A 20599-nucleotide genomic window follows, 5' to 3' on the forward strand; every position below is an offset into this window, starting at 1 on the left:
ATGGCAGCTCCCGTCACCAGTGTAGGAGCGTCACCATGAAAAAGATCACTCCCAATCCGCCAAGCCTCGACCAATCGGCAACTCAAATCTTCACCATCGCTCAAAATATTGACCCCGAGACTCTGCTCGTACAGGCCTGCGAAACCCTCGCCTCGCTGAACGCTCTCACTACTGATCTGGCTTTCGAGTTTGATGGAGCCTTTCGCCATAAGCTTTTGGCCACCCAGCAATTGAGCGTCTTGGGTGAATTACTGGTGACGCGCGCACTGGACATTCTTGTTCCTACAGCAGATAAAGTGACCGCATAGAACGGAAGCTACCTGAGTCCTGTATTCGGCAGGGCTCAGGCCAAGCGCAAGCCCAATACCCATGCTCACGACCCTCCAGACACTGATCATCAGCGATCGCCAACGCTGGCATCTACTCCACATCGTCCGCGCCCTGGCCCTCCCCGACTGCTGGATCGGCGCCGGCTTCGTACGTAACGCCGTATGGGATCACCTGCACGGTCGCCCACTATCGCCACTGACCGGTGACGTCGATGTACTGTGGTTCGACGCCACCTGCACCGACCCCGACGAAGACCGCCGGCTCGTAGCCCTATTAAGCGCAGCAGAACCCGCCATCGACTGGTCAGTAAAAAACCAGGCCCGCATGCACCTGCGAAACGGCGACGCGCCCTATCGGGACGTTAGCGATGCAATGCGCTACTGGCCGGAGACCGCCACCGCAGTAGCCGTCAGAAGAACCGCAGAGGACGTGTGCGAAGTTTCAGCCCCTCTCGGCCTGGAAGACCTATTCAATCTCCAACTCAAACCCACACACCGCTTTGCCATAGACAAACACGCCATCTACCAGCAACGCATCACCTCCAAACACTGGCTAACCCACTGGCCACTGCTGAAACAACCCTGACCCTACAAAAACCTCTCACTCATTCACGAATTATTAAGAATCACCCTCGTATACTCACCGATCGCCCGGACTGCTCCCCCGAACGGTCCCCTGCCCCGGTAGCCAGAATCCATGACGCGTTCCGCTCCTCTGCTGCTCCTGCTTGCTGCGCTGTTGTTTTTCTTTGCCCTTGGCAACCACGAGTTGCAAGGCTCGACCGAGGCCCGTGTGGCCGGGATCGCCATGGCCATGCACCTGGATAACGACTGGGTGGTGCCGCGATTGTTTCGTGAACCGTTCCTGGAAAAACCGCCGCTGAGCCTGTGGCTCGACGCCGGGGCGATTCGCCTGTTTGGCGGCACCACCTGGGCGGTGCGCCTGGCGTCGGCGTTTGCCGGGCTATTCAGTGTGATGCTGCTGTACGGGATGCTGCGCAAGTTTGGCCGGCCCAAGACGCTGGCGTTTGTCGCGGCGTTGATGCTGGCGACCATGGCCAGTTACTGGAGCAATGTGCGCGGCGTGGGTGAAGACTCGCTGCTCACCCTCGGGGTCACCATGGCCCTGCTGGCGTTCTATCAGGCCAACCGCCCCGAGTCGGAGCGCGACAGTTCCAACCTGGGCACCTGGTTGCTGTTTACCTTGGGGATGGTGATCGCCACCTTGAGCAAAGGCGTGCTGGGCCTGGCCATGCCGGGCATCGTGATCTTCGTCTATTTGGCCAGCACCAGCCTGATGGATAAACAATTCAAGCTGGGCGACTGGCTCAAACCCGGGCTGTTCACGCTGTTGGCCCTTGTGCCGCTGATGATCTGGCTGGGCTTCCTGTACCAGCGCGACGGGCTGCAAGCGGTCCGTGAAGTGTTGCTGACCAACAGCGTCGGGCGCTTCAGCGGCTCGTTTGTCGAAGCCGGCCACTACGAGCCGTTCTATTACTACATCGCCAAACTGCCTGAAGCCTTTTTGCCCTGGAACATCCTGGTGTACCTGGGGCTGTGGCACTTTCGCAAAAGCCTGGTGCGTAACCGCTACCGGTTGTTTTTCAGCGTGTGGCTGGTGGCGCAGTTCACCCTGCTGACGTTCGCCTCCAGCAAACGCACGGTCTACCTGATGGCGTTGACTCCCGCCGCTGCAGTGCTGGCCGCCGAGTATGGCGGCGTGTTGCTGGGCTGGTTGAAAAGTCGTGGGCAGGTTTCCCACGTGGCCGAACACGTTTATGAAAATCGACGTGGCTTTGTGGGTGGCCTGTTCACCGTGCTGATTGTCTGCTACCTGACTGCCGCTTTCTGGTACGCGCCGAAGGCCGATAAGCGTGAATCGTTTGTGCCGGTGATCAGTGAGATCCAGGCCATGCAGGCGCAAGGCAAAGAGGTGGTGCTGTATCAGGCGAATGAACGAATCGCCGGCGCCGGGGTGTTTTACATGCAGGGCTATTTGACGATTCTGCAAACACCGGAGGAGCTCAAGAGCTACCTCGCCGCCAAGCCCGGCAACGTGGCATTGGTGGACAATACTGACCGGCTGAACGTACCGGTGACGGTGGTCAAGGAGATGGCGATCAATCGCCAGCCCTATTACTTCGTTGAGCAGTGATCAAAGAGGAGCGCTTGAACAAGCGCTCCTTCACGCCGTTACTGAGCGGTTTTCAGCTTGACCACATCACCGGACACCTTGGTGGTGTAACCGGTCAGGACCCAGGCCCAGAACCAGTTTTCCTGGATTTGGGTGTTGATCAGAGCGTCGCCGCCCTTGGCCTGGATGGCGGCTGTCTGGGCACGAACGAAACGATCGTTCTGCTTGATCGGGATGACACCGAACAACAGCATGCCGGTGGCCGTTGCTTCACTGTGGCCGATCACGGTGTATTGGCTGGAATCCAGTTGCTGGGTCTTCATCGCGGTACCGGTACAGCCACTGACAGCCAGGGCCAATAACAGGGAAGCAGCGATTTTACTGACGTGGTTCAAGGTAAAACTCCATGGGTATACGCTCGGGATTCAGTTCTCAAGCGGCGCATACTCTAACGACTTTTCCTACAGATGCGTACCGCTAGCACAGCGCCAGGTCATCGGCCAACTGAGCCCGGTAGTTGTCGCGACCGCAGACCGTTACGTCGCCAAATAACTAACTACCGCCCGCCACGCCACCTAACTGCGCACCCTCAGGGTTCATTGAATTCCTGAGGATGGGTCCATGACCTCCCCGCTTTCCCCTGAACAAATCAACGCTTACCTGGTGCAAATCGGCCAAACACTGAACGCCCTCCCGCCGGGGCCGCAGCGTGGTGAAAAAACGCCGGCCGAACTGCTGGAAATGCAAACACTCAACGCCTCGCTGATCGAGGATAACCGCCAGGTTTTGCAGAAGGCGCAGATTCACTACACGGTACCGGCCAACTGGATTCTCGGCGGGCCGCAGGGCCTGGCCAACCGCGAGCGGATCAGCACGGCGCTGCGCAACACCCTGGCAACCCTTGAAGTGGAGCGCCGCACCAGCGGCCACGTGCGAAAAAACTGGGTGCTGGAAAATCATCAGGTGGCGCTGGAGGCCGAGGCCAAATTGAAGGTCAAGGACCGCCTGCTAAGCCCCGCCGACGTGCAAAAAGTCATGAACATCGTCAGCGGCCCTGCGATCCGTCCGGGCATCCATGCCCTGACCTTCAGCTACCGGGAACACACCCTCGAGTTCGCCGGGGCCTTTGTGCTCACCAGCGCCCAGACACCCATCACCACGCTTACGGCAGAGGCCGGCGAGGTGCTGCTGTTCACGCCTTCCCGAGGCCTGGAAGCGTTCACCTCACTGGCATCGCTGGACGCTACCTTGCGTGAGCGAATGGGCCGTGCCGACTGGCGCCAGGAACTGCTGCAACACCTGCCACGCCGCTTCCAGCACCTGCGCACGGCGAGCATCTGGCCCCTCATCCCAAGCCCGATTGATTCCCTGCCGCTGAACGAGCACACCTACAACGCCCTGCTCGAAAAGCAACGCCAGGACATCGACTTCGCCCTGGGCCTGAATGGCAACCCGGCACCCACCCGCGTCGCCCAGATGCGCGCAGAGCTGGACCGGGTGGCCTGTTGCACCCTGCCGGACCTTACCGCGCGCCTGGAGCTTCGCGCCCAACAGGTGCTGGACAAGCTGCTGCGCGAGGCCGCACCCGACTGGTATCGCAGCGCGCCCGAAGCCCAGCGCCAAACCCTGGCCGAGCACCTGCAAACCTATGACGACGCCCGCCAGACGCTGCTGGCATGCCTTGGCCCTGCCGCGTCGCCCGAAGCCACGGCGCAGATTCAATTGCTCGAACGCCTGGATCAGGAGCTGGATATTCAGGAGCTGATCCCCGAGCTGCTGCACATCAACACAGAACGACCACTGATGTCCGGCGGCTCTTATGCGCAGCAAACCACCTTGCTGCAATTGGCCGTGCGCGGTTTGCATGTGGGCGATGAACAGCCAGGCTCGACGTTCCTAACCCACACCACACTGACCTATGCCCAGCAACCGCTGCCGCCCGCCTTCAAGGCGATCACCCCGGAATACCTCGCGCACCTGATCGGCACCTTGCAATCGAGCCAGAACTTCGCCATCGAGCAACAACAAGCCCTCAGCTCGGCACCGGTAGAACAAGCCATGCAGCACATGCTCGACACCCGCCTGCAAGCGCTGGCCTACAGTGCCCGGCTGCAAAACCACATTACGGCGCACGACTTTGAGCTGTTCGATAGCCTGCGCGACGGGCCCTCCGACACCATCAAAGCCTGCTGCGTGGCGCTGCATGAAGCGCCGCTAAAGGACTTGTGGGTGTTGCGCCAGACCGACGCTAAAGGCGCCGTCAAACGCCTGCTGCTGTGCGCCCCGCAAGCACCGAGGGCCGAACAGTTCATGGGGTTCGACAGTGAGCGGGCGTTGAAGGCGCACATCCTCGGCTGGAGCCAGGAAGCGGCGCTGTCCCACCCTTCGACCATGAAGACCTACCTGCTGGGGCAACTGGTCAGCCGCGCGCGCCTCACGTACAGCGCGATGTTGGCCGCCGTGGGGTTCAAGCCGGCGAGCGAGGAATACCGGATGATCACCCTGCGCCCGCCCACCACTTACCAGGCGTGCCTGCAGGAAATGAGCAGCACCTTGCTGTCGATGCAAACCGATGAATACCAGTACCGCATGCCGAGCTGGCTGGCCCGTGCGCCAGCGGCCGATCGGCAGCGGCTTGCCGACCTGCGGGAAGCCGCTGCCGGTGCGGCGCTAAGCTACGCGGCCAGCCCCGGCAGCCCGCCACAATTTCCCGACTTCGACAGCTACCTGCACCGGGCAGCACACACGGCGCTCAATACCTTGCTGGGCAATCCAACACCGGCGGTCGACCCTGACCGCATCGGCGTATTAACGCCGCGGGAACGGGTGTCCTACACCACGCTTTACCGCAACGGCTACGACAACAGTCCAGGTTTCATCAACCCGGACGCCAGCACTACCGCCGAGTTCAAGGGCCCAACCGGGGTCGACCTGAGCCGGCTGACGGCAGAAAAAGTCAGCAACTCGATCAAGGGCACCTGGATCGGTGATCGCTATATCGCCGAGGTGGAAAAAACCTTGCTCAACCCCCAGGCCGCGCACTACGCCTGGTACCGCAACCAGGCGCTGGAGATCAGCCAACTGCGGATGAAGGCCGACGCGCTGAGCGGCTGCCTCCAAGGGCATATCACCCGTGCGGACCTTGCCTGGCTGGAAAAAGCCATCAACACCCTGGGCGACAACAGCGAACCGGTACGCAGCCTTTATCGGCTGTATCCCTTGCAGATCAAAGGGCAAGTGATCGATGGTTGCTACCTGTTCCACCATGCCAGCGACCTGCCCTTGCTCTATACCCCGGACGCACCGGACGAGATCGCGTTCAGGCCGCAAAGGGAGTTCAACGAACGCCTGAAAAACCTCAACGGCATGGACACTTACTACTGCAAGCGCGTAGCCAGCCTGGAGCGCCTGGCGTTCGGGCCAGCAATCAAAGCCTTGGTCGCCAACTTGCCGGCGCAGCTCAAAGGGGTGTACTCAAAACCGGTATTTGATGAAGTACCGCGTACCGCGCTGCCGCTGAAGAACCTGCGTTATCACTTCTACGATAAACGCCTGCGGCACCTGCTCGACGAAGTAAAAAGCACCACCACCGGCCGCCTCGACATGATCATGGGCCTGGTTACCCTCATCGGCGAACTGACCATTGCGGTGCTTACCGCACCGTTTCCGCCGCTAAGCCTGGCGCTGGGCGCCCTGCTGGTATTCAAGGACTCGATGCTGGCCCTGCACGCCTATCAGCGCGGCGAGACAGGCGCCGCATTGGGTCACTACATCGGCGCCCTGCTCAATGCCGGCGGCGCATTATTGACTGACCTGCGCCCGGTGCTGCTGTCCGCCAGCAAGGTTGCCAGCAAACCACTGCGCCACATTGCCCGCCTGCCTGTGGAGCAACGAGCGATGGCACTGGTGGAGCAAGTGCAGCCGCAGCCGCCCGTGTTGCGCGGCATGCAACCGGTGGCGTTCGGCGGTGATGCCCTGTGGGCCCAGCCCGCCCCGGATGCAATAGGGCGGTTCCTGCTGTTTCGTTATGACGCCGCCAGCGAGCAATTGCTGTCCACCGGCAAGCTGGTGAATAAAAACACCCAGGGCCAGTGGGTCCGCTCGGGTATTGCCGGGGGCGCGCCAAAATATGAAGCACTGGAGACGCCCTATGAGCTACCGGAAAAATTCCGCAAGGACGTTGCCGGCGTGTTGCTGCCCGAAGACCGAACCCAAATGTTCTTGTTGGCGGCCGACATAGACTCGACCATGAACGCCAACACCGTCTGGGGCATGCGCCAAGCGTTGCACCCCGCCCTCGAATGGCACCTCAAGCAGGCCAAACAGCTGGCCAGGGATGCCGACACCTTTTTTGCCAACCTGCCGCCGCTGGTCAAGCGGGCCGATACGTTGAGCGTGGCCGAGAACATCGACTTGGGCCAATTGTTCCGGCAACTGCTCGACGACGCCCAGAGCCTGGTCATCGGTGAATCGAACTTTTCGATCGCCAGCAAACAGCTGCTGATCGACAACATGGCGCTATTGCGGGAGCTCAACGTAAAAACGCTCTACATCGAGCACCTGTGGCGCGATGTGCATCACCTGCAAACGCACTCGCGGTTTGCCAAGGGGCCGTCCAAGCAAGCGAAAAAACACCTCAAGGCCATCGACTACGCCAACTTCAGAGATCCCGAAGGCCAATACGGTTACTGGAAGCTGGTTGAGGCGGCTATTGCCCATCGCATCGAGGTCAAATCGCTGAATGCCTCGACCTGCTACGACCTGGAAAATGTCCTGGGCCTGGTGGATTCCCGACCCGCCATCGCGCGCCCCGCCTCACAGATAAATTATTACTCGCACACGGTGATCAACGCCGACCTCGAAAAAACCCCCGGCGAACGCTGGATCGCCCTGGTGGATCACAAACGCATGAGCACCTACCGCGGCATCCCGGGCCTGGCGGACCTGCAAAAGACCATCGCCTTGCGCGTCGACGATGCCTTCGGCCAACCGACCCGGGTGATCAACGACGTCGCCGGCAATATCCCCGGCGACCCCCTTGCCAAGGGCGACCTGAAGCTGTCGCTGCGCACCTCCGATCAAGTCCTTGAGCCGTCGCCACCGCCGCTCACTTCCGAGCCACCACTACCGGCCACGCACTTCGATGATTTTGATTTGCCGGAGATGCACCTGGGCCTTTATCAGCGTGAGATGACCCTGCCTGTGGGTCTGCGCGAGACGATTTTCAACACCGCCTACCCCGAACTGGCTGGCGCACGTCAGGCGGCGCAAAAGAGCTTTGACATGACCCGCCGGAAACTCCTGGCGGATGCCCGGCTGTTTTTCGACACCCAACCGCTGCCGTCGCGCGTGTCGGTGCCCGCGATCGAGGAATCCATCGAGGAGGCGTTGTTGATTGATCGTCTGTTGGAATCGGCTGAAGGCCTGGTCATCGGCGAATCCCACGGTGCGACGTCGAGCAAGGCGTTCCTCAGCAACCATATGGAGCATCTCACCGGCCAACCCAAGGTCAAGACGCTCTACCTCGAACAACTCACTACCGAACTGCATCAAGCCGACCTCGATATTGCCTATGGCACCGGCGTGCTGACGGATGAGTTGTGGGCCTATCTGCACGCCCTGGACAGCGGCCATGGCGTACCTGGCGGCAGCCCCTACAGCTTTGCCAGCCTGGTCGAGGTGGCGGTCAAGCATAAGGTGCGAATCCGCGCCCTCGACTGCATCGCAACCTTGCGCGTGGATGGCATGGCCGCCCACAGAACCCAAATGTTCAGCTACTTTGCAACCCAGGTCATTCGGGCCGATCAACTGCAATACGGCCCGCACAAATGGGTGGCGCTGGTGGGTGAAACACACGCCAACATCTACCGAGGCGTGCCGGGGATTGCCGAACTGAACAAGGGCATCAGCGTGCTGCTGGATGACGTGCCGCCGGGTTCTGGCAGCGGCTTCTTGCGGCAGTCCCCAAGCGTACCTGCACTGACACCCGAGCAGGAGTGGGGACTGGTGCGCTACGACTTCAAGAAAAGCGTTGAAGTCGCGGGTGCACCGCTGCCGTTATCCATGGCGCCAGCGTCTGCGCGCAACCTGGAGCAACGCCTGAAAAACTCAGGCGACTACTTGATCCAGCGTACCTCCAGCGGCGAGATGGAAATCGTCCATAGGGACCGCCACCGCGCACTGGTGCATACACCATTGCGTGTGGACACCGGCGGCCACTTTGTAAACCGCTGGAGCCTGGATGAGATGCGCTTCAAGACTCGCGAGCAACTGATCCAGTTTATTGAAACCAAAAAAGGCATGCGGCAAATCCACTAAACGCTCCCTTCCACCGCCTCTCTGCTCGCGGAGGGGCGGCCCACCGTTCGTCGCCCACACTTCATAAATCCTGATCACACGAAAAAACCGTTTCAGCTCTCGCCAGGGCTGCCGATATGTCCTGACTACCCATCGGCTGGTCGCTACTTCCAGCAACCGGATGTACCCGCAAATCTGTTCCTGGAGGAATGCGATGAATAGTTGGTTCGGCAACATCAGCGTCAACATGAAATTGGGCCTGGGCTTCGGCCTGGTACTGGTACTCACCTCGATCCTCGCGCTCACCGGCTGGACCAGCCTGGGCGGCCTGATCGACCGCAGCAACTGGATGAGCGACATCACCCAGCTCAACGCTTCGCTGACCAAACTGAGGATCGTGCGCCTGCAATATATGTTGGCCAACGGCGACGAAGCCGTGGCGCAAAACGTGCAAACCAGCCTCGACAGTTTTATGTCTCAGCAACAAAAGCTGCTGGACAGCTTCAAGAGCCCGGACAACCTCAAGCTGCTCAACGAGCAAAAAGCGATCATCACCGCCTACCAGCAGTCCTTGAACAAAATGCGTGAGGCCTACCGCAACGGTAACGCCGCGCGCCAGGTCATGGGCGACAAGGCTGACATCGCCAATGCGCAGATCAGCGCCCTGGATTCGAGCGTGCGGCAGATGTCCGACAGCCCCGAGCGCTTCGCCCAGTTCGAGGCCGTGATCAACGCCAAGGAACAGTTCCAGTTGGCCCGCTACGAAGTGCGCGGCTACACCGGCAACGTCAACGCCGAGACTGAAGCCCGTGCTGCCGCGCAGATCGAGAAAGCCATCGACGGTTTGAAAGGCCTGCATGCGGTGTTCGGTGCCAGCCAGCAGACCGCCCTGAGTTCACTGGAAACCGCCCTCGGTGCCTATCGCAGCGCAGTGCAGAACTACAAGGCCGCCAACGCCAACATCGTCTCCGCCCGGGCAGAAATGACCACCCAGGGCACAGACATCGTCACCATCAGCGACAAGCTGTACGACATCCAGCTGCAACGCCGCGACGCCGAAAGCGCCCAGGCACGCAGCCTGCAACTGATCAGCACGTTGCTGGCGTTGCTGGTGGGCATCGTGGCGGCCGTGATCATCACCCGCCAGATCACCCGCCCTCTGCGCGAGACCCTGGCCGTGGTGGAACGCATCGCTTCCGGCGACCTGAGCCACAACATCCAGGTGACGCGCCGCGACGAACTCGGCGTGTTGCAACAGGGCATCCAGCGCATGGGCACGACCCTGCGTGAACTGATCAGTGGCATCCGCGATGGCGTGACCCAGATCGCCAGCGCCGCCGAAGAGCTGTCGGCCGTTACCGAGCAGACCAGCGCCGGGGTCAACAGCCAGAAGATCGAGACCGATCAAGTGGCCACCGCCATGCACGAGATGACTGCCACCGTGCAGGAAGTCGCACGTAACGCAGAACAAGCGTCCCAAGCTGCCTCGGCCGCCGACGGCGAAGCCCGTGCCGGTGACAAAGTGGTGGCAGAAGCCATCGCCCAGATCGAACGTTTGGCTGCCGAAGTGGCGCGCTCCACCGACGCCATGACGCACCTGCAACAAGAGAGCAACAAGATCGGCAGCGTGATGGACGTGATCAAGGCCGTGGCCGAGCAGACCAACCTGTTGGCGCTCAACGCCGCCATCGAAGCTGCCCGTGCCGGTGAAGCCGGTCGCGGGTTTGCCGTGGTCGCCGACGAAGTGCGTGGCCTGGCCCAACGCACCCAGAAATCCACCGAAGAAATCGAAGGCCTGGTGGCCGGTTTGCAGAACGGCACCCAGCAAGTGGCCGCCGTGATGAACAACAGCCGCAGCCTCACCGACAGCAGCGTCGAACTGACGCGCAAGGCCGGTGTGTCACTGGAAAACATCACCCGTACGGTGTCGAATATCCAGTCGATGAACCAGCAGATTGCCGCCGCCGCCGAACAGCAGAGTGCCGTGGCTGAAGAAATCAGCCGCAGCATTGTGAATGTGCGCGACGTGTCGGAGCAGACGGCAGCGGCCAGTGATGAGACCGCCAAGTCGAGTGTGGAACTGGCGCGCCTGGGCGGCCAGTTGCAGCAGATGGTCAGCCATTTCCGGGTGTAAATCGCAGGCACAAAAAAGCCGCCCCGGTCGAAACCGGGGCGGCCCACTTCTCAGACCTTAACGGTCATCGAAGCTGTCCCGCAGGAATTTCCACACGTGATAAACACGCAGGGAGTTCACTACGAGGTCCCACGTACGTCGTGCAAACTTGGACATACTCGGCCCTCCATCAGTTGGGCCTACCTCCAGCGCACTTACCGGAACACGTGAGCCTTTGGATGCAGGTCAATGCTTCCAGTGAGGCGGCCGGGCTTTGGGGCCTCCCGCATGAATCCGGCACGGATTACTAGCCCGTGGCGTTCGGTCCATAAATTCGCGCGCGTACCCAGCCCACCTACAAACGACATACACAGAACGGGGGAGAGACTAACCAACATCCTGCTGGAAGGTGTGACCTGGGAAGATCAAATCACCTGTAAGGCTCCGGCAATTTATTGCCAATTTTTGCAGTCATCTTTGAATAGCGCAGGTCTCCAAAAACGAAAAATGCCGACCGTCGCCAAGCCTTGCGTGATGCCATAACCGACAGTAGTATCCGGTTAGCAGGTCAATGCTTCCAGTGAGGCGCAACCCCAGCCACTAACTGGGTTTGCAAAAAAACCGCCCTACTAAGGCGGTTTTTTATTGCCTGCGATTTATGCGCACGGCCTCAGCTACTGACTTACTCAACAAACACCAACCGGTTCCCCGACGGGTCGCTGATGCTCATCTCGCGACTGCCCCACGGCGTGTCTTCAATCCCGGGTTTGGCGTTGCGGTAATGCTTGGCCAGCAACTGCTGCTGGTACGCCTCCAACCCCTGGGCCTGAATCCGCACCGCCGCACCCGGCGAGCAATCGCCATGGTGCTCGGACAAGTGCAACACGCAATCCCCCAGCGACACCTGCAGGTACAACGGGAAATTGTCTTCGAACCGGTGCTGCCAATCGACCTTGAACCCCAGGAAATCGACGTAGAACTCCAGCGTCTTGGCCTCGTCGAAACTGCGCAAAATGGGGGTGACTTTTCCTAAGTGCATGGCGATTGCTCCGTGTTTGAGAGCCGCCACTATAGAGCGACAAAACCCTTTCGCAAATCCCCGCTGCGTGCCAGGAATCCTCCGGCCCGCTGCCCGTTGGCCTGCCCGTCGCTGTAGCTCAGCACGCCATTGACCCACACACCGTCAATCCCTTCCGCCGCGCGCTGCGGCTCCTTGAAGTCCGCCACATCCCGCACCCGCAACGGATCAAACAACACCAGGTCCGCCCAATGCCCTTCGCGAATTTCACCACGCTCGGCCAAGCCGAAACGCGCCGCCGACAAGCCGGTCATCTTGTGCACCGCGGTGTGCAGCGGGAACAACCCGAGGTCCCGGCTGAAATGCCCGAGCACCCGTGGAAACGCGCCCCACAAGCGCGGATGGGGAAACGGATCTTCCGGCAAACCGTCCGAGCCAATCATCGACAATGGATGCGCCAGGATGCGCTGCACATCGGTCTCATCCATCCCGTAATACACCGCTCCGGCGGGTTGCAGGCGACGGGCCGCGTCCATCAGCGGCACCGCCCACTCGGCGGCGATGTCCTGCAAATCCCGCCCGCCCATTTCCGGATGCGGCGTGGACCAGGTGATGGTGATACGAAACGCATCGGTGACTTGCTTAAGGTCCAGGGTCGAAGAGCTGGCCGCGTAGGGATAGCAATCGCAGCCCACTGGATGAGTCTTCGCCGCAAGTTCCAGTGAAGCCAACAACTGCGGACTGCGCCCCCAGTTACCGGCGCCCGCGCACTTGAGGTGAGAAATAATCACCGGTGCCTTGGCGTGACGACCAATCAAAAAAGCCTCGTCCATGGCCTCCAGCACCGGCTCGAATTCGCTGCGCAAATGGGTGGTGTACACCGCGCCAAACGCCGTGAGTTCTTCGCTCAGTTGCAGCACCTCATCGGTCTCGGCGTTGAACGCGCTGGCGTACGCAAGGCCGGTAGACAAACCCAGGGCGCCGTCTGCAAGACTCTCCTGCAACTGCACGCGCATCCCGGCGATTTCATCCGGCGTGGCGGTGCGGTGCAGGTCGTCCATATGGTTGCTGCGCAGCGCCGTGTGGCCGATCAGCGCCGCCACGTTGACCGCAGGGTGGGCACTTTCCACCGCCGCGCGGTAATCGGCAAAACGCGGGTAGGCGAAGGCCTCGCGCTTGCCCAACAGGTTCATCGGGTCTGGCGGATCGGCCCGCAGGCTGACCGGCGAGGCGCTGATGCCGCAGTTACCGACGATCACCGTGGTCACGCCCTGGCTGAGCTTGGGCAGCATCTGCGGGTGACGAATCACCACCGTGTCGTCGTGGGTGTGCACGTCGATAAACCCCGGCGCCAACACGCGCCCGGTGGCGTCGATTTCATGCTCGGCGCTGTCTTGGGACAAGTCGCCGATCTTCTCGATACGGCCCTCGCGCAACGCCACATCGGCGATATAGCCGGGGGTGTTGCGGCCATCAATGACCAGGGCCTGGCGGATCAGCGTGTGGTACTTCATCTCAGTCTCCAAGCGGCAGGCTGTCGGGGCCGCCGCGATAATCGTCCAGGGCCAGCTTGATCCGTCGCAGGCGTTCCTGGTTGTCGTCCGGCATGGCCAACGCCAGCTCGGTGGCGAGCACGTCGATGGCCAACAGCATTCCGTAGCGCGCCGCCGTGGGCTTGTAGATAAAACTGGTTTCGGCCGGTTGCAGCGCCAGCAGCACGTCGGCCAACTGCGCCAGCGGGGAATCCGGCAGGGTGATGGCGATGATTTTTGCGCCGTAATTGCGCGCCAGTGCCACCACGCCCAACATCTCCGGCGTGATGCCGGTCAGCGAGCAAACGATCAGCGCGTGTTCCGGGCCCAAGGTGGCGGCGGTCACGCGCATCATCACCGGGTCATGGCAGGCGGCGATCGAGTAGCCCAGGCGCACCAGGCGTACTTGCAACTCGTCGCTGCACAGGCTCGACGGCCCACCCATACCGAACGCGTGGATCATCCGCGCATTGCCCAGCAGGCTCACCGCATCGACAAAGCTGCCCTGGTTGAAACCGGACAAATGCCGACGCAACGTCGCCTCGATATCGCTGAGAATCTGCCGGTGAAACGCCGACTGCTCGGGCAGCCCGGCCGGGTCGAGGAAGCGGCTACCGACGCCGCTGGCCTGGGCCAGTTGCAGGCGCAGGTCACGCAAGTCGCGGCACCCGACGCTACGGGCAAAACGCGACAAGGTGGCGGTGCTGACCTCGGCCCGTTGGGACAACTCTTCCAGGCTGGCGGACGCTGCAAAGCCGACGTCGTCGAGCATCAGCTTGGCAATACGCCCTTCGCCGGCACTGAAGGAATCCTGGCGGGCGCGGATCTGGTAGAGGATGTCCATGAGGTCTCCGGTTACAGGATGCAGGACAGACCATAAGTCAGACCGAAGGCAACCACCGAAATCAGGGTCTCCAGCACGGTCCAGGTCTTGAAGGTCTGGATCACCGTCATATTGAAGTATTCCTTGATCAGCCAGAAGCCGCCGTCATTCACGTGGGAGAAGATTACCGAGCCCGCGCCGGTGGCCAGCACCAGCAATTCCGGGTGCGGATAACCCAGGCCCATGGCGACCGGCGCTACCACACCCGACGCGGTGGTCATGGCCACAGTCGCCGAGCCGGTAGCGATGCGCATCAGCGAGGCGAACAGCCAGCCCATTACCAATGGCGACAGGTTGAAGGCGTGCGCCAGGCCGAGGATTTCATTGGTGACGCCAGCGTCTACCAAAATCCGGTTCAAACCACCGCCCGCGCCCACCAGCAAGGTGATGCTCGCAGTCGGAGCGAGACATTCATTGGTGAACTTGAGGATCGATTCGCGGTTGAAACCCTGGGCCAGGCCGAGGGTCCAGAAACTCACCAGGGTCGCCACCAGCAGCGCGATCACCGAGTTGCCGATAAACAACAGGAACTGGTTGAACGCAGTGCCCGGCGTGGAAATCACGTTGGCCCAGCCGCCGATCATCATCAGCACCACCGGCAACAGGATGGTGCCCATGGTCAGCGCGAAACTCGGCAAACGGGTGCGCGGCTCGCGATCGATGAACTGGCGTTCCAGCGGGTTTTCCGCCGGCAGGTGGATGTGCGGCACGATGAACTTGGCGTACAGGGGGCCTGCAATGATCGCCGTCGGGATACCCACCAAAATCGCATACAGCACGGTCTGCCCAACGGAAGCGTTATAGGCCAGCACCGCCATCATCGCCGCCGGATGCGGCGGCACCAGCGCATGCACCACCGACAAACCGGCGACCATCGGCAAACCGACCATCAGGATCGACACGCCCACTCGCCGCGCCACGGTAAATGCGATCGGCACCAGCAACACAAAACCGACCTCGAAAAACAGCGGCAGCCCCACCAGGAACGCAATACACACCATCGCCCAGTGCGCATTGCGTTCGCCAAATCGATTGATCAGCGTACGTGCCACCTGCTCGGCACCGCCGGACTCGGCCATCATCTTGCCGAGCATGGTGCCCAGCGCGACCACCAGCGCAATATGCCCCAGCGTCTTGCCGACGCCCGCCTCGTAGGAGCCCATGATCGTGTCCGCCGGCATCCCGGCCAACAGCGCCAGGCCGATGGACACCAGGGTGATGACGATAAACGGGTTGAGCCGGTAACGCGCGATCAATACGATCAATGCAATGATGGCGATGGCGGCGTAGATCAACAGCCAATACCCCGGTGATGCGGCCATGCGGTACTCCTCGGAAAGGGTCACGTCGAATAGGTTGTGAAAGTCATAAATCATTACCGAGGTGTATTTTCAATTTTTATGAAAGTAATTTTCGCCCACGGATAAGCGTTGTCGCGCAGGGGTATGCCCAGGGCAAGCGGATGAAAATTCGGGGGCGTACTTACATGAAGATTGCCGGGGCTGGAAACTCAACTGCGCAGGCCGAGTCTTAGACTGCACACCGACTCATGACCAGGAAACCCCAGAATGAATCGTAAACACCTGCTTGCTCCCTTCGCCGCCAGCGCACTGCTGCTGGCCTTGTGCGGGCCGGCATCGGCCGACGAAAACCCGGCACTGAAAAAATGCATGGACGGCGCCAACACCACCGCCGACATGGTCGATTGCAATACCAAGGAAACCAAGGTGCAGGACGCGCGCCTGAACACCGCTTACAAAACCGCGATGACGGCGATGGAAGGCAGCCGCAAGCAGCAATTGCAGGACGTGCAGCGCCAGTGGATCAAGTTTCGCGATGCCAATTGCGGCTTCATCGGCTCGGCAACCGGCGGCACCATTGATCAGGTCAACGGCTCCGGCTGCCTGCTGGACATGACCCAGACCCGTGCCCAGGAATTGGAAAACCTGGTCGGACCATGATTTCAGACGCTTCACCGGCCTCTGTAGGAGCGAGCTTGCTCGCGAAGGACGTTAACGATGACGCTGGGCACCTGACACCCCGCGGCGCTCTCGAGTTTTTCGCGAGCAAGCTCGCTCCTACAAGGGCCCTGCGTCAGTCGTGCTGTACCCGGGCGCGCTTGAGTAGTTTGCGGCAGCGTTCGGACAGGTGCAGCACCCGCAAGTGCTTGCCGGCTTTGGCGTAGCGCTCGCGCAGGGTCATCAATGCGGCAATCGCTGAATAATCGACAAAGCTCAAGTGACGACAATCCAGCGTCACCTGGGCCGGGTCGTTGGCCGGGTCGAACCGGTTCAGAAACGGCGTGGTCGAGGCGAAGAACAGCGTGCCGTGCACTCGATAGAGTTTGCTGCCGTCGGCTTCCATGTGTTCGTCGGCGTACAACTCACGCGCCTGTTGCCAGGCGAAGTTCAGCGCCGCAATCACAATCCCGCACAGCACCGCCGTCGCCAGGTCGGTGAACACGGTAATCACCGTCACGGCCATGATCACCAGCACGTCGTTGAGCGGCACCTTGTTGATCACCCGCAAGGACGCCCAGGCGAAGGTTTGCTGGGACACCACAAACATCACCCCCACCAGCGCCGCCAGCGGAATGCGCTCGATCAGCGGTGACAGAAACAGAATGAACAACAGGATCATCACCCCGGCAAACACCCCGGAGAAGCGCCCGCGCCCGCCGGAGCTGAGGTTGATCACGGTTTGCCCGATCATCGCGCAGCCGCCCATGCCGCCGAACAATCCCGAGACCATATTCGCCGTGCCCAGGGCCACGCTTTCGCGGTCGGGGTAGCCACGGGTTTCGGTGATTTCGTCGGTGAGGTTGAGGGTCAGCAGGGTTTCCAGCAGGCCGACCATGGCCATCAGGATCGCGTAAGGCGCGATGATGTGCAGGGTTTCGAGGGTCCAGGGAATCTGCGGCAACGCGAAGGTCGGCAGGCCGCCGGCGATGTGGGCCATATCGCCCAGGGTGCGGGTTGGCAGGCCGAGCAGGTACACCGCCAGGCCCACGCCGAGGATTGCGACAAGCGCTGGCGGCACGGCGCGGGTCAGGCGCGGCAGCAGGTAGACAATGGCCATGGTTGCTGCGACCAAACCGGTCATCACGTACAACGGCGTGCCGCTGAGCCAGGTGTCGCCGCTCTTGAAGTGCTCCAACTGCGCCAGGGCAATGATGATCGCCAGGCCGTTGACGAACCCGAGCATCACCGGGTGCGGCACCATGCGCACCAGCTTGCCCAGGCGCAACAGGCCGAAGGCAACCATGATCAAGCCGCCCAGTAACACCGTGGCCAGCAGGTACTGCACACCGTGTTGCACCACCAGCGCGACGATCACCACGGCCATCGAGCCGGCGGCACCGGAAACCATGCCGGGCCGGCCGCCGAACAGCGCGGTGAGGGTGCAGATGATGAACGCGCCGTAGAGGCCCATCAACGGGTTGAGGTGAGCCACCAGGGCGAAGGCGATGCATTCGGGCAGCAAGGCAAAAGACGTGGTGAGTCCGGCCAGGGCGTCGGCGCGCAGACGGGTGAGGTTCATTGAAGTACCGGGGAGTTGCGGGGATAAGGCTGGGGATGGTACGGAAATGAGCGAGGTGGGGCTAGTGTTGGGTAAGACAGTGGGACCGAGTCGCCCCTTTCGCGAGCAAGCCCGCTCCCACATTTGACCGAGTGCCTCTGACACCGTGCGGTCTAGTGTGGGAGCGGGCTTGCTCGCGAAGGCCTCAACTCGGTTTCAAGCGAACATCACACCATCTCGCTGCGAATCCACTCCACAACCGAGGTCCGCTTCGGCGCCCAACCCAGCAGTTCCCGGGCATGCTTGCCACGCACCCGGCTGTTGGAGCCCAAACCGTAGTTGGCCATTTCATAACCCCACTCGGCCTCGGCATCCGCCAATGGCCAATCCTGTGGTTTACCCAGCTTCAGCGCTTCAGTAATCGCGGTGGTCATGTCGACAAACGCCGCTTCGCCACTCTCCACAAAGTAGAAAGTGCCCGGCACATTCTTTTCCAGCGCCAGCAGGTACAGCGCAACCACGTCTTCGATGTGCACGTTGGACCAGATGTTCTGACCGGTGCCTACATGACGCACCACACCGCTTTTGCGCGCCTGCTTGAGCAAACGCGGCAATTGCACACTGTCGCGCTTAACGCCCAGGCTATGACCGTAGATCAGGGTGTTGCAGATCACCGCCGAGTTCACGCCGTCTTGGGCGGCAGCGAGAATCAGGTTGTCGATGGCCACGCGAGCAGCCTTGTCGACGGTCGGCTCCGGCAGGTTGTCTTCGAAGTAGATGACATCGCTCGACTTACCGCCCGACGCATCGCCCACGATGCTCGAACCGCTGGTGTGCAGGAACGGCTTGTTGGAACCGCGCAAGGCGGCCAGCAAGGTTTCGACGGCACCGCGATGGTCGCTGCTGGCGGCGTTGATCACCGCGTCAGCTTTCTTCGCCTGTTCGGTCAACAGCGCACTGTCATCCAACGTGCCAATCACCGGCGTGATGCCCAGTGCAGTCATTTGCGCGGCCTGTTCAGTGCTGCGCACCAGGCCGGTGACTTTATGGCCGGCCTTGACCAGGCCCGTGGCGATGGAGCCGCCGATAAAACCGGCAGCGCCGGTAATGAATACGTTCATGGAGGTGTCTCCCTGCGTGAGTAATTGATGGCGTCAGTATTGCGGACCTATCCATGCCGAATAAGTCCGTATTGCCCAATTCAATCTTGCGCAGGGGTCACGAATCAGCTGGCGTAGCTGGCCAGCTTGCCCTGGATAAAGTCCAGGAAGCACTGGATGCGCAAGGCCAATTGCGAGTTGCGGTAGTACACGGCGTTGATCGGCTGGCGATAACCGCTGTTGAATTCCGCCAGCACCGGTATCAGGCGCCCGGTCTTGATGTCCTGGGCGGTCATGAAATCCGACAAACAGGTGATGCCCTGCCCTTCCAGCGCCAACTGGCGCAAGGTTTCACCGCTGGAGGCGGCGACGCCCGGCTGGATCTGCCAGCGATCGCCGTGCACATGGCGCAGTGGCCAGTGGTTGAGCGTTTCGGTCTGGGTGAAGCCAAGCAACGTGTGTTCGGCCAGTTCAGCAACCGTTGTCGGCGTGCCGTGCTGTTCCAGGTAAGCCGGGCTGGCGAGGATATGCAGCGGGCTGCAACCCAGTGAGCGGGCGTGCAGGGTCGAGTCGGCCAGGGCACCGATGCGGATCGCGATGTCGGTGCTCTGCTCCAGCAGGTCGATGATCAGGTCGTTGCTGTTCAGCTCCAGCTGGATGTCCGGGTACAAACCACGAAACTCGGCGATGTACGGCACGATCGCATGCAGCATGAACGGCGACGCCGCGTTGATCCGCAAGCGCCCCGACGGGGTTTGCTGGCGCGACGACAGGCGCTCTTCCAGGTCGTCCATTTGCTCGAGGATCACCTTGGCCCGCTCGAAGAAATACTTGCCCTCTTCGGTCAGGTCCATGCGCCGTGTGGTGCGGTTGATCAGCGTGGTGTCGAGCTTGGCTTCCAGCCGCGACAAGGTGCGGCTGACCGCCGACGGCGTCTGCCCGACCTGTTCGGCGGCGGCGGAAATCGACCCGCATTCAATCACGCAGACAAAGATCTGTAGCTCATCGGATCGGGCTTTCAACGTGAATCCTCTTTATAGCGGCTGCACGGATACTAGCCGCATTACCGACTCAGGTTAAACACCTGTGCCAGATGCTGCTCATAACGCACCACGTCGGCTTCGATGGCCGGGCGCTTCATCACGTCCACGCACAGGAAGGTCGGCAGGCCGGTCATGCCGAGGAACTCGTTGGCCTTGTGGAACGGAAAATACACCGCGTCCACGCCCTTGGCTTCGAAGAAGTCGGCAGGGTCGTCGAAGGCTTGCAGCGGTGCGTTCCAGGTCAGGGACAGCATGTATTGCTTGCCCTGGATCAGGCCGCCGCTGCCGTACTTTTGCGAGGCATCGGAGCGGGTGCGGCCGTCGCTGGCGTACAGGCTGCCGTGGCCTTCGGTGAAGACTTCGTCGATGTACTTCTTGACGATCCACGGGGCGCCCATCCACCAGCCGGGCATCTGGTAGATGATCACGTCGGCCCAGAGGAATTTGGCGACTTCTTCGGCCACGTCGTAGCCGGCATCGATGTGGGTTTCCTTGACGTCGATGCCGCCACGGTCGAGCACGGCCAGTGCGGCCTCATGCAAGGTGCTGTTGTAGCGTCCTTCGGAATGGGCGAATTTTTTACCGCCGTTGAGCAAGAGAACTTTCTTCATGGGTGTACCTAAAGAGTAAA

At 61.2% G+C, this 20599-nt stretch carries 14 protein-coding genes and 3 pseudogenes; 8 read left to right on the forward strand and 9 right to left on the reverse strand.

Annotated elements, in window-relative coordinates:
• Positions 1 to 35 precede the first annotated feature (35 nt).
• The 3 genes from CEC48_RS09865 (at position 36) to CEC48_RS09875 (ending at position 2484) form a co-directional block, all read left to right on the forward strand.
• Entirely contained in the window at positions 36 to 308 is a 273-nt protein-coding gene (locus tag CEC48_RS09865; protein ID WP_088423564.1) for a DUF6124 family protein, read from the forward strand.
• Between the two features lie 61 nt (positions 309 to 369).
• Positions 370 to 915: a nucleotidyltransferase family protein gene (locus tag CEC48_RS09870; protein ID WP_088423565.1), complete on the forward strand. Its 546-nt coding sequence runs from the start codon at positions 370 to 372 to the stop codon at positions 913 to 915.
• A 111-nt stretch (positions 916 to 1026) separates the two neighbouring features.
• The gene (locus CEC48_RS09875; protein WP_088423566.1) at positions 1027 to 2484 is read left to right on the forward strand and encodes a glycosyltransferase family 39 protein; all 1458 of its coding nucleotides are present in this window, start codon (positions 1027 to 1029) and stop codon (positions 2482 to 2484) included.
• Positions 2485 to 2522: 38 nt separating this feature from the next.
• On the opposite strand, the gene CEC48_RS09880 is transcribed toward CEC48_RS09875, so the two are convergent.
• Complete coding sequence (locus CEC48_RS09880; RefSeq protein WP_088423567.1) at positions 2523 to 2858, reverse strand: hypothetical protein; 336 nt, start codon at positions 2856 to 2858, stop codon at positions 2523 to 2525.
• 226 nt (positions 2859 to 3084) lie between these two features.
• Here CEC48_RS09880 and CEC48_RS09885 point away from each other — a divergent pair, with 226 nt between their 5' ends.
• The 3 genes and pseudogenes from CEC48_RS09885 to CEC48_RS32150 form a co-directional block, all read left to right on the forward strand.
• A complete protein-coding gene (locus CEC48_RS09885) occupies positions 3085 to 8781 on the forward strand; it encodes a membrane-targeted effector domain-containing toxin (protein WP_088423568.1) in 5697 nt (1898 codons plus the stop codon).
• Positions 8782 to 9007: 226 nt separating this feature from the next.
• Positions 9008 to 10039 (forward strand): annotated as a pseudogene (locus CEC48_RS32145) (methyl-accepting chemotaxis protein); the annotation flags it as partial.
• A 258-nt stretch (positions 10040 to 10297) separates the two neighbouring features.
• Positions 10298 to 10894, forward strand: a pseudogene (locus CEC48_RS32150) (methyl-accepting chemotaxis protein); the annotation flags it as partial.
• 661 nt (positions 10895 to 11555) lie between these two features.
• On the opposite strand, the gene CEC48_RS09895 reads toward CEC48_RS32150, so the two are convergent.
• Genes CEC48_RS09895 through CEC48_RS09910 form a run of 4 tightly spaced genes read right to left on the reverse strand, consistent with a single transcriptional unit; the run spans position 11556 to position 15682 of the window.
• Positions 11556 to 11912, reverse strand: a complete 357-nt coding sequence (locus CEC48_RS09895; protein ID WP_088423570.1) for a glyoxalase superfamily protein — start codon at positions 11910 to 11912, stop codon at positions 11556 to 11558.
• Positions 11913 to 11941: 29 nt separating this feature from the next.
• Positions 11942 to 13405, reverse strand: a complete 1464-nt coding sequence (locus tag CEC48_RS09900; RefSeq protein ID WP_088423571.1) for an amidohydrolase family protein — start codon at positions 13403 to 13405, stop codon at positions 11942 to 11944.
• A 1-nt stretch (position 13406) separates the two neighbouring features.
• Positions 13407 to 14267, reverse strand: a complete 861-nt coding sequence (locus tag CEC48_RS09905) for a MurR/RpiR family transcriptional regulator (RefSeq protein ID WP_088423572.1) — start codon at positions 14265 to 14267, stop codon at positions 13407 to 13409.
• Between the two features lie 11 nt (positions 14268 to 14278).
• Entirely contained in the window at positions 14279 to 15682 is a 1404-nt protein-coding gene (locus tag CEC48_RS09910) for a gluconate:H+ symporter (protein WP_088423573.1), read from the reverse strand.
• A gap of 192 nt (positions 15683 to 15874) precedes the next feature.
• On the opposite strand from CEC48_RS09910, the gene CEC48_RS09915 reads away from it, so the two are divergent.
• Both CEC48_RS09915 and CEC48_RS31810 read left to right on the forward strand, forming a co-directional pair.
• Positions 15875 to 16267 (forward strand): lysozyme inhibitor LprI family protein, encoded by a 393-nt coding sequence (locus CEC48_RS09915; protein ID WP_088423574.1) that lies wholly within the window; start codon positions 15875 to 15877, stop codon positions 16265 to 16267.
• Positions 16264 to 16389 (forward strand): annotated as a pseudogene (locus CEC48_RS31810) (outer membrane lipoprotein carrier protein LolA); the annotation flags it as partial. The gene CEC48_RS09915 and the pseudogene CEC48_RS31810, both read left to right, overlap by 4 nt.
• Before the next feature lie 11 nt (positions 16390 to 16400).
• Here the strand turns inward: CEC48_RS31810 and CEC48_RS09925 are convergent.
• From CEC48_RS09925 to CEC48_RS09940, 4 genes are all read right to left on the reverse strand, one after another.
• The gene (locus CEC48_RS09925; protein ID WP_088423575.1) at positions 16401 to 17846 is read right to left on the reverse strand and encodes a SulP family inorganic anion transporter; all 1446 of its coding nucleotides are present in this window, start codon (positions 17844 to 17846) and stop codon (positions 16401 to 16403) included.
• A 206-nt stretch (positions 17847 to 18052) separates the two neighbouring features.
• Complete coding sequence (locus tag CEC48_RS09930) at positions 18053 to 18946, reverse strand: NAD-dependent epimerase/dehydratase family protein (protein ID WP_088423576.1); 894 nt, start codon at positions 18944 to 18946, stop codon at positions 18053 to 18055.
• A gap of 104 nt (positions 18947 to 19050) precedes the next feature.
• On the reverse strand, positions 19051 to 19947 hold the full coding sequence (locus tag CEC48_RS09935; protein ID WP_003212293.1) for a LysR family transcriptional regulator: 897 nt from the start codon (positions 19945 to 19947) through the stop codon (positions 19051 to 19053).
• A gap of 41 nt (positions 19948 to 19988) precedes the next feature.
• The gene (locus tag CEC48_RS09940) at positions 19989 to 20579 is read right to left on the reverse strand and encodes an NAD(P)H-dependent oxidoreductase (protein ID WP_088423577.1); all 591 of its coding nucleotides are present in this window, start codon (positions 20577 to 20579) and stop codon (positions 19989 to 19991) included.
• Positions 20580 to 20599 lie beyond the last annotated feature (20 nt).

Origin of the sequence: Pseudomonas sp. K2I15 (genome assembly GCF_002204795.1) — a bacterium.
Classification (GTDB): domain Bacteria; phylum Pseudomonadota; class Gammaproteobacteria; order Pseudomonadales; family Pseudomonadaceae; genus Aquipseudomonas.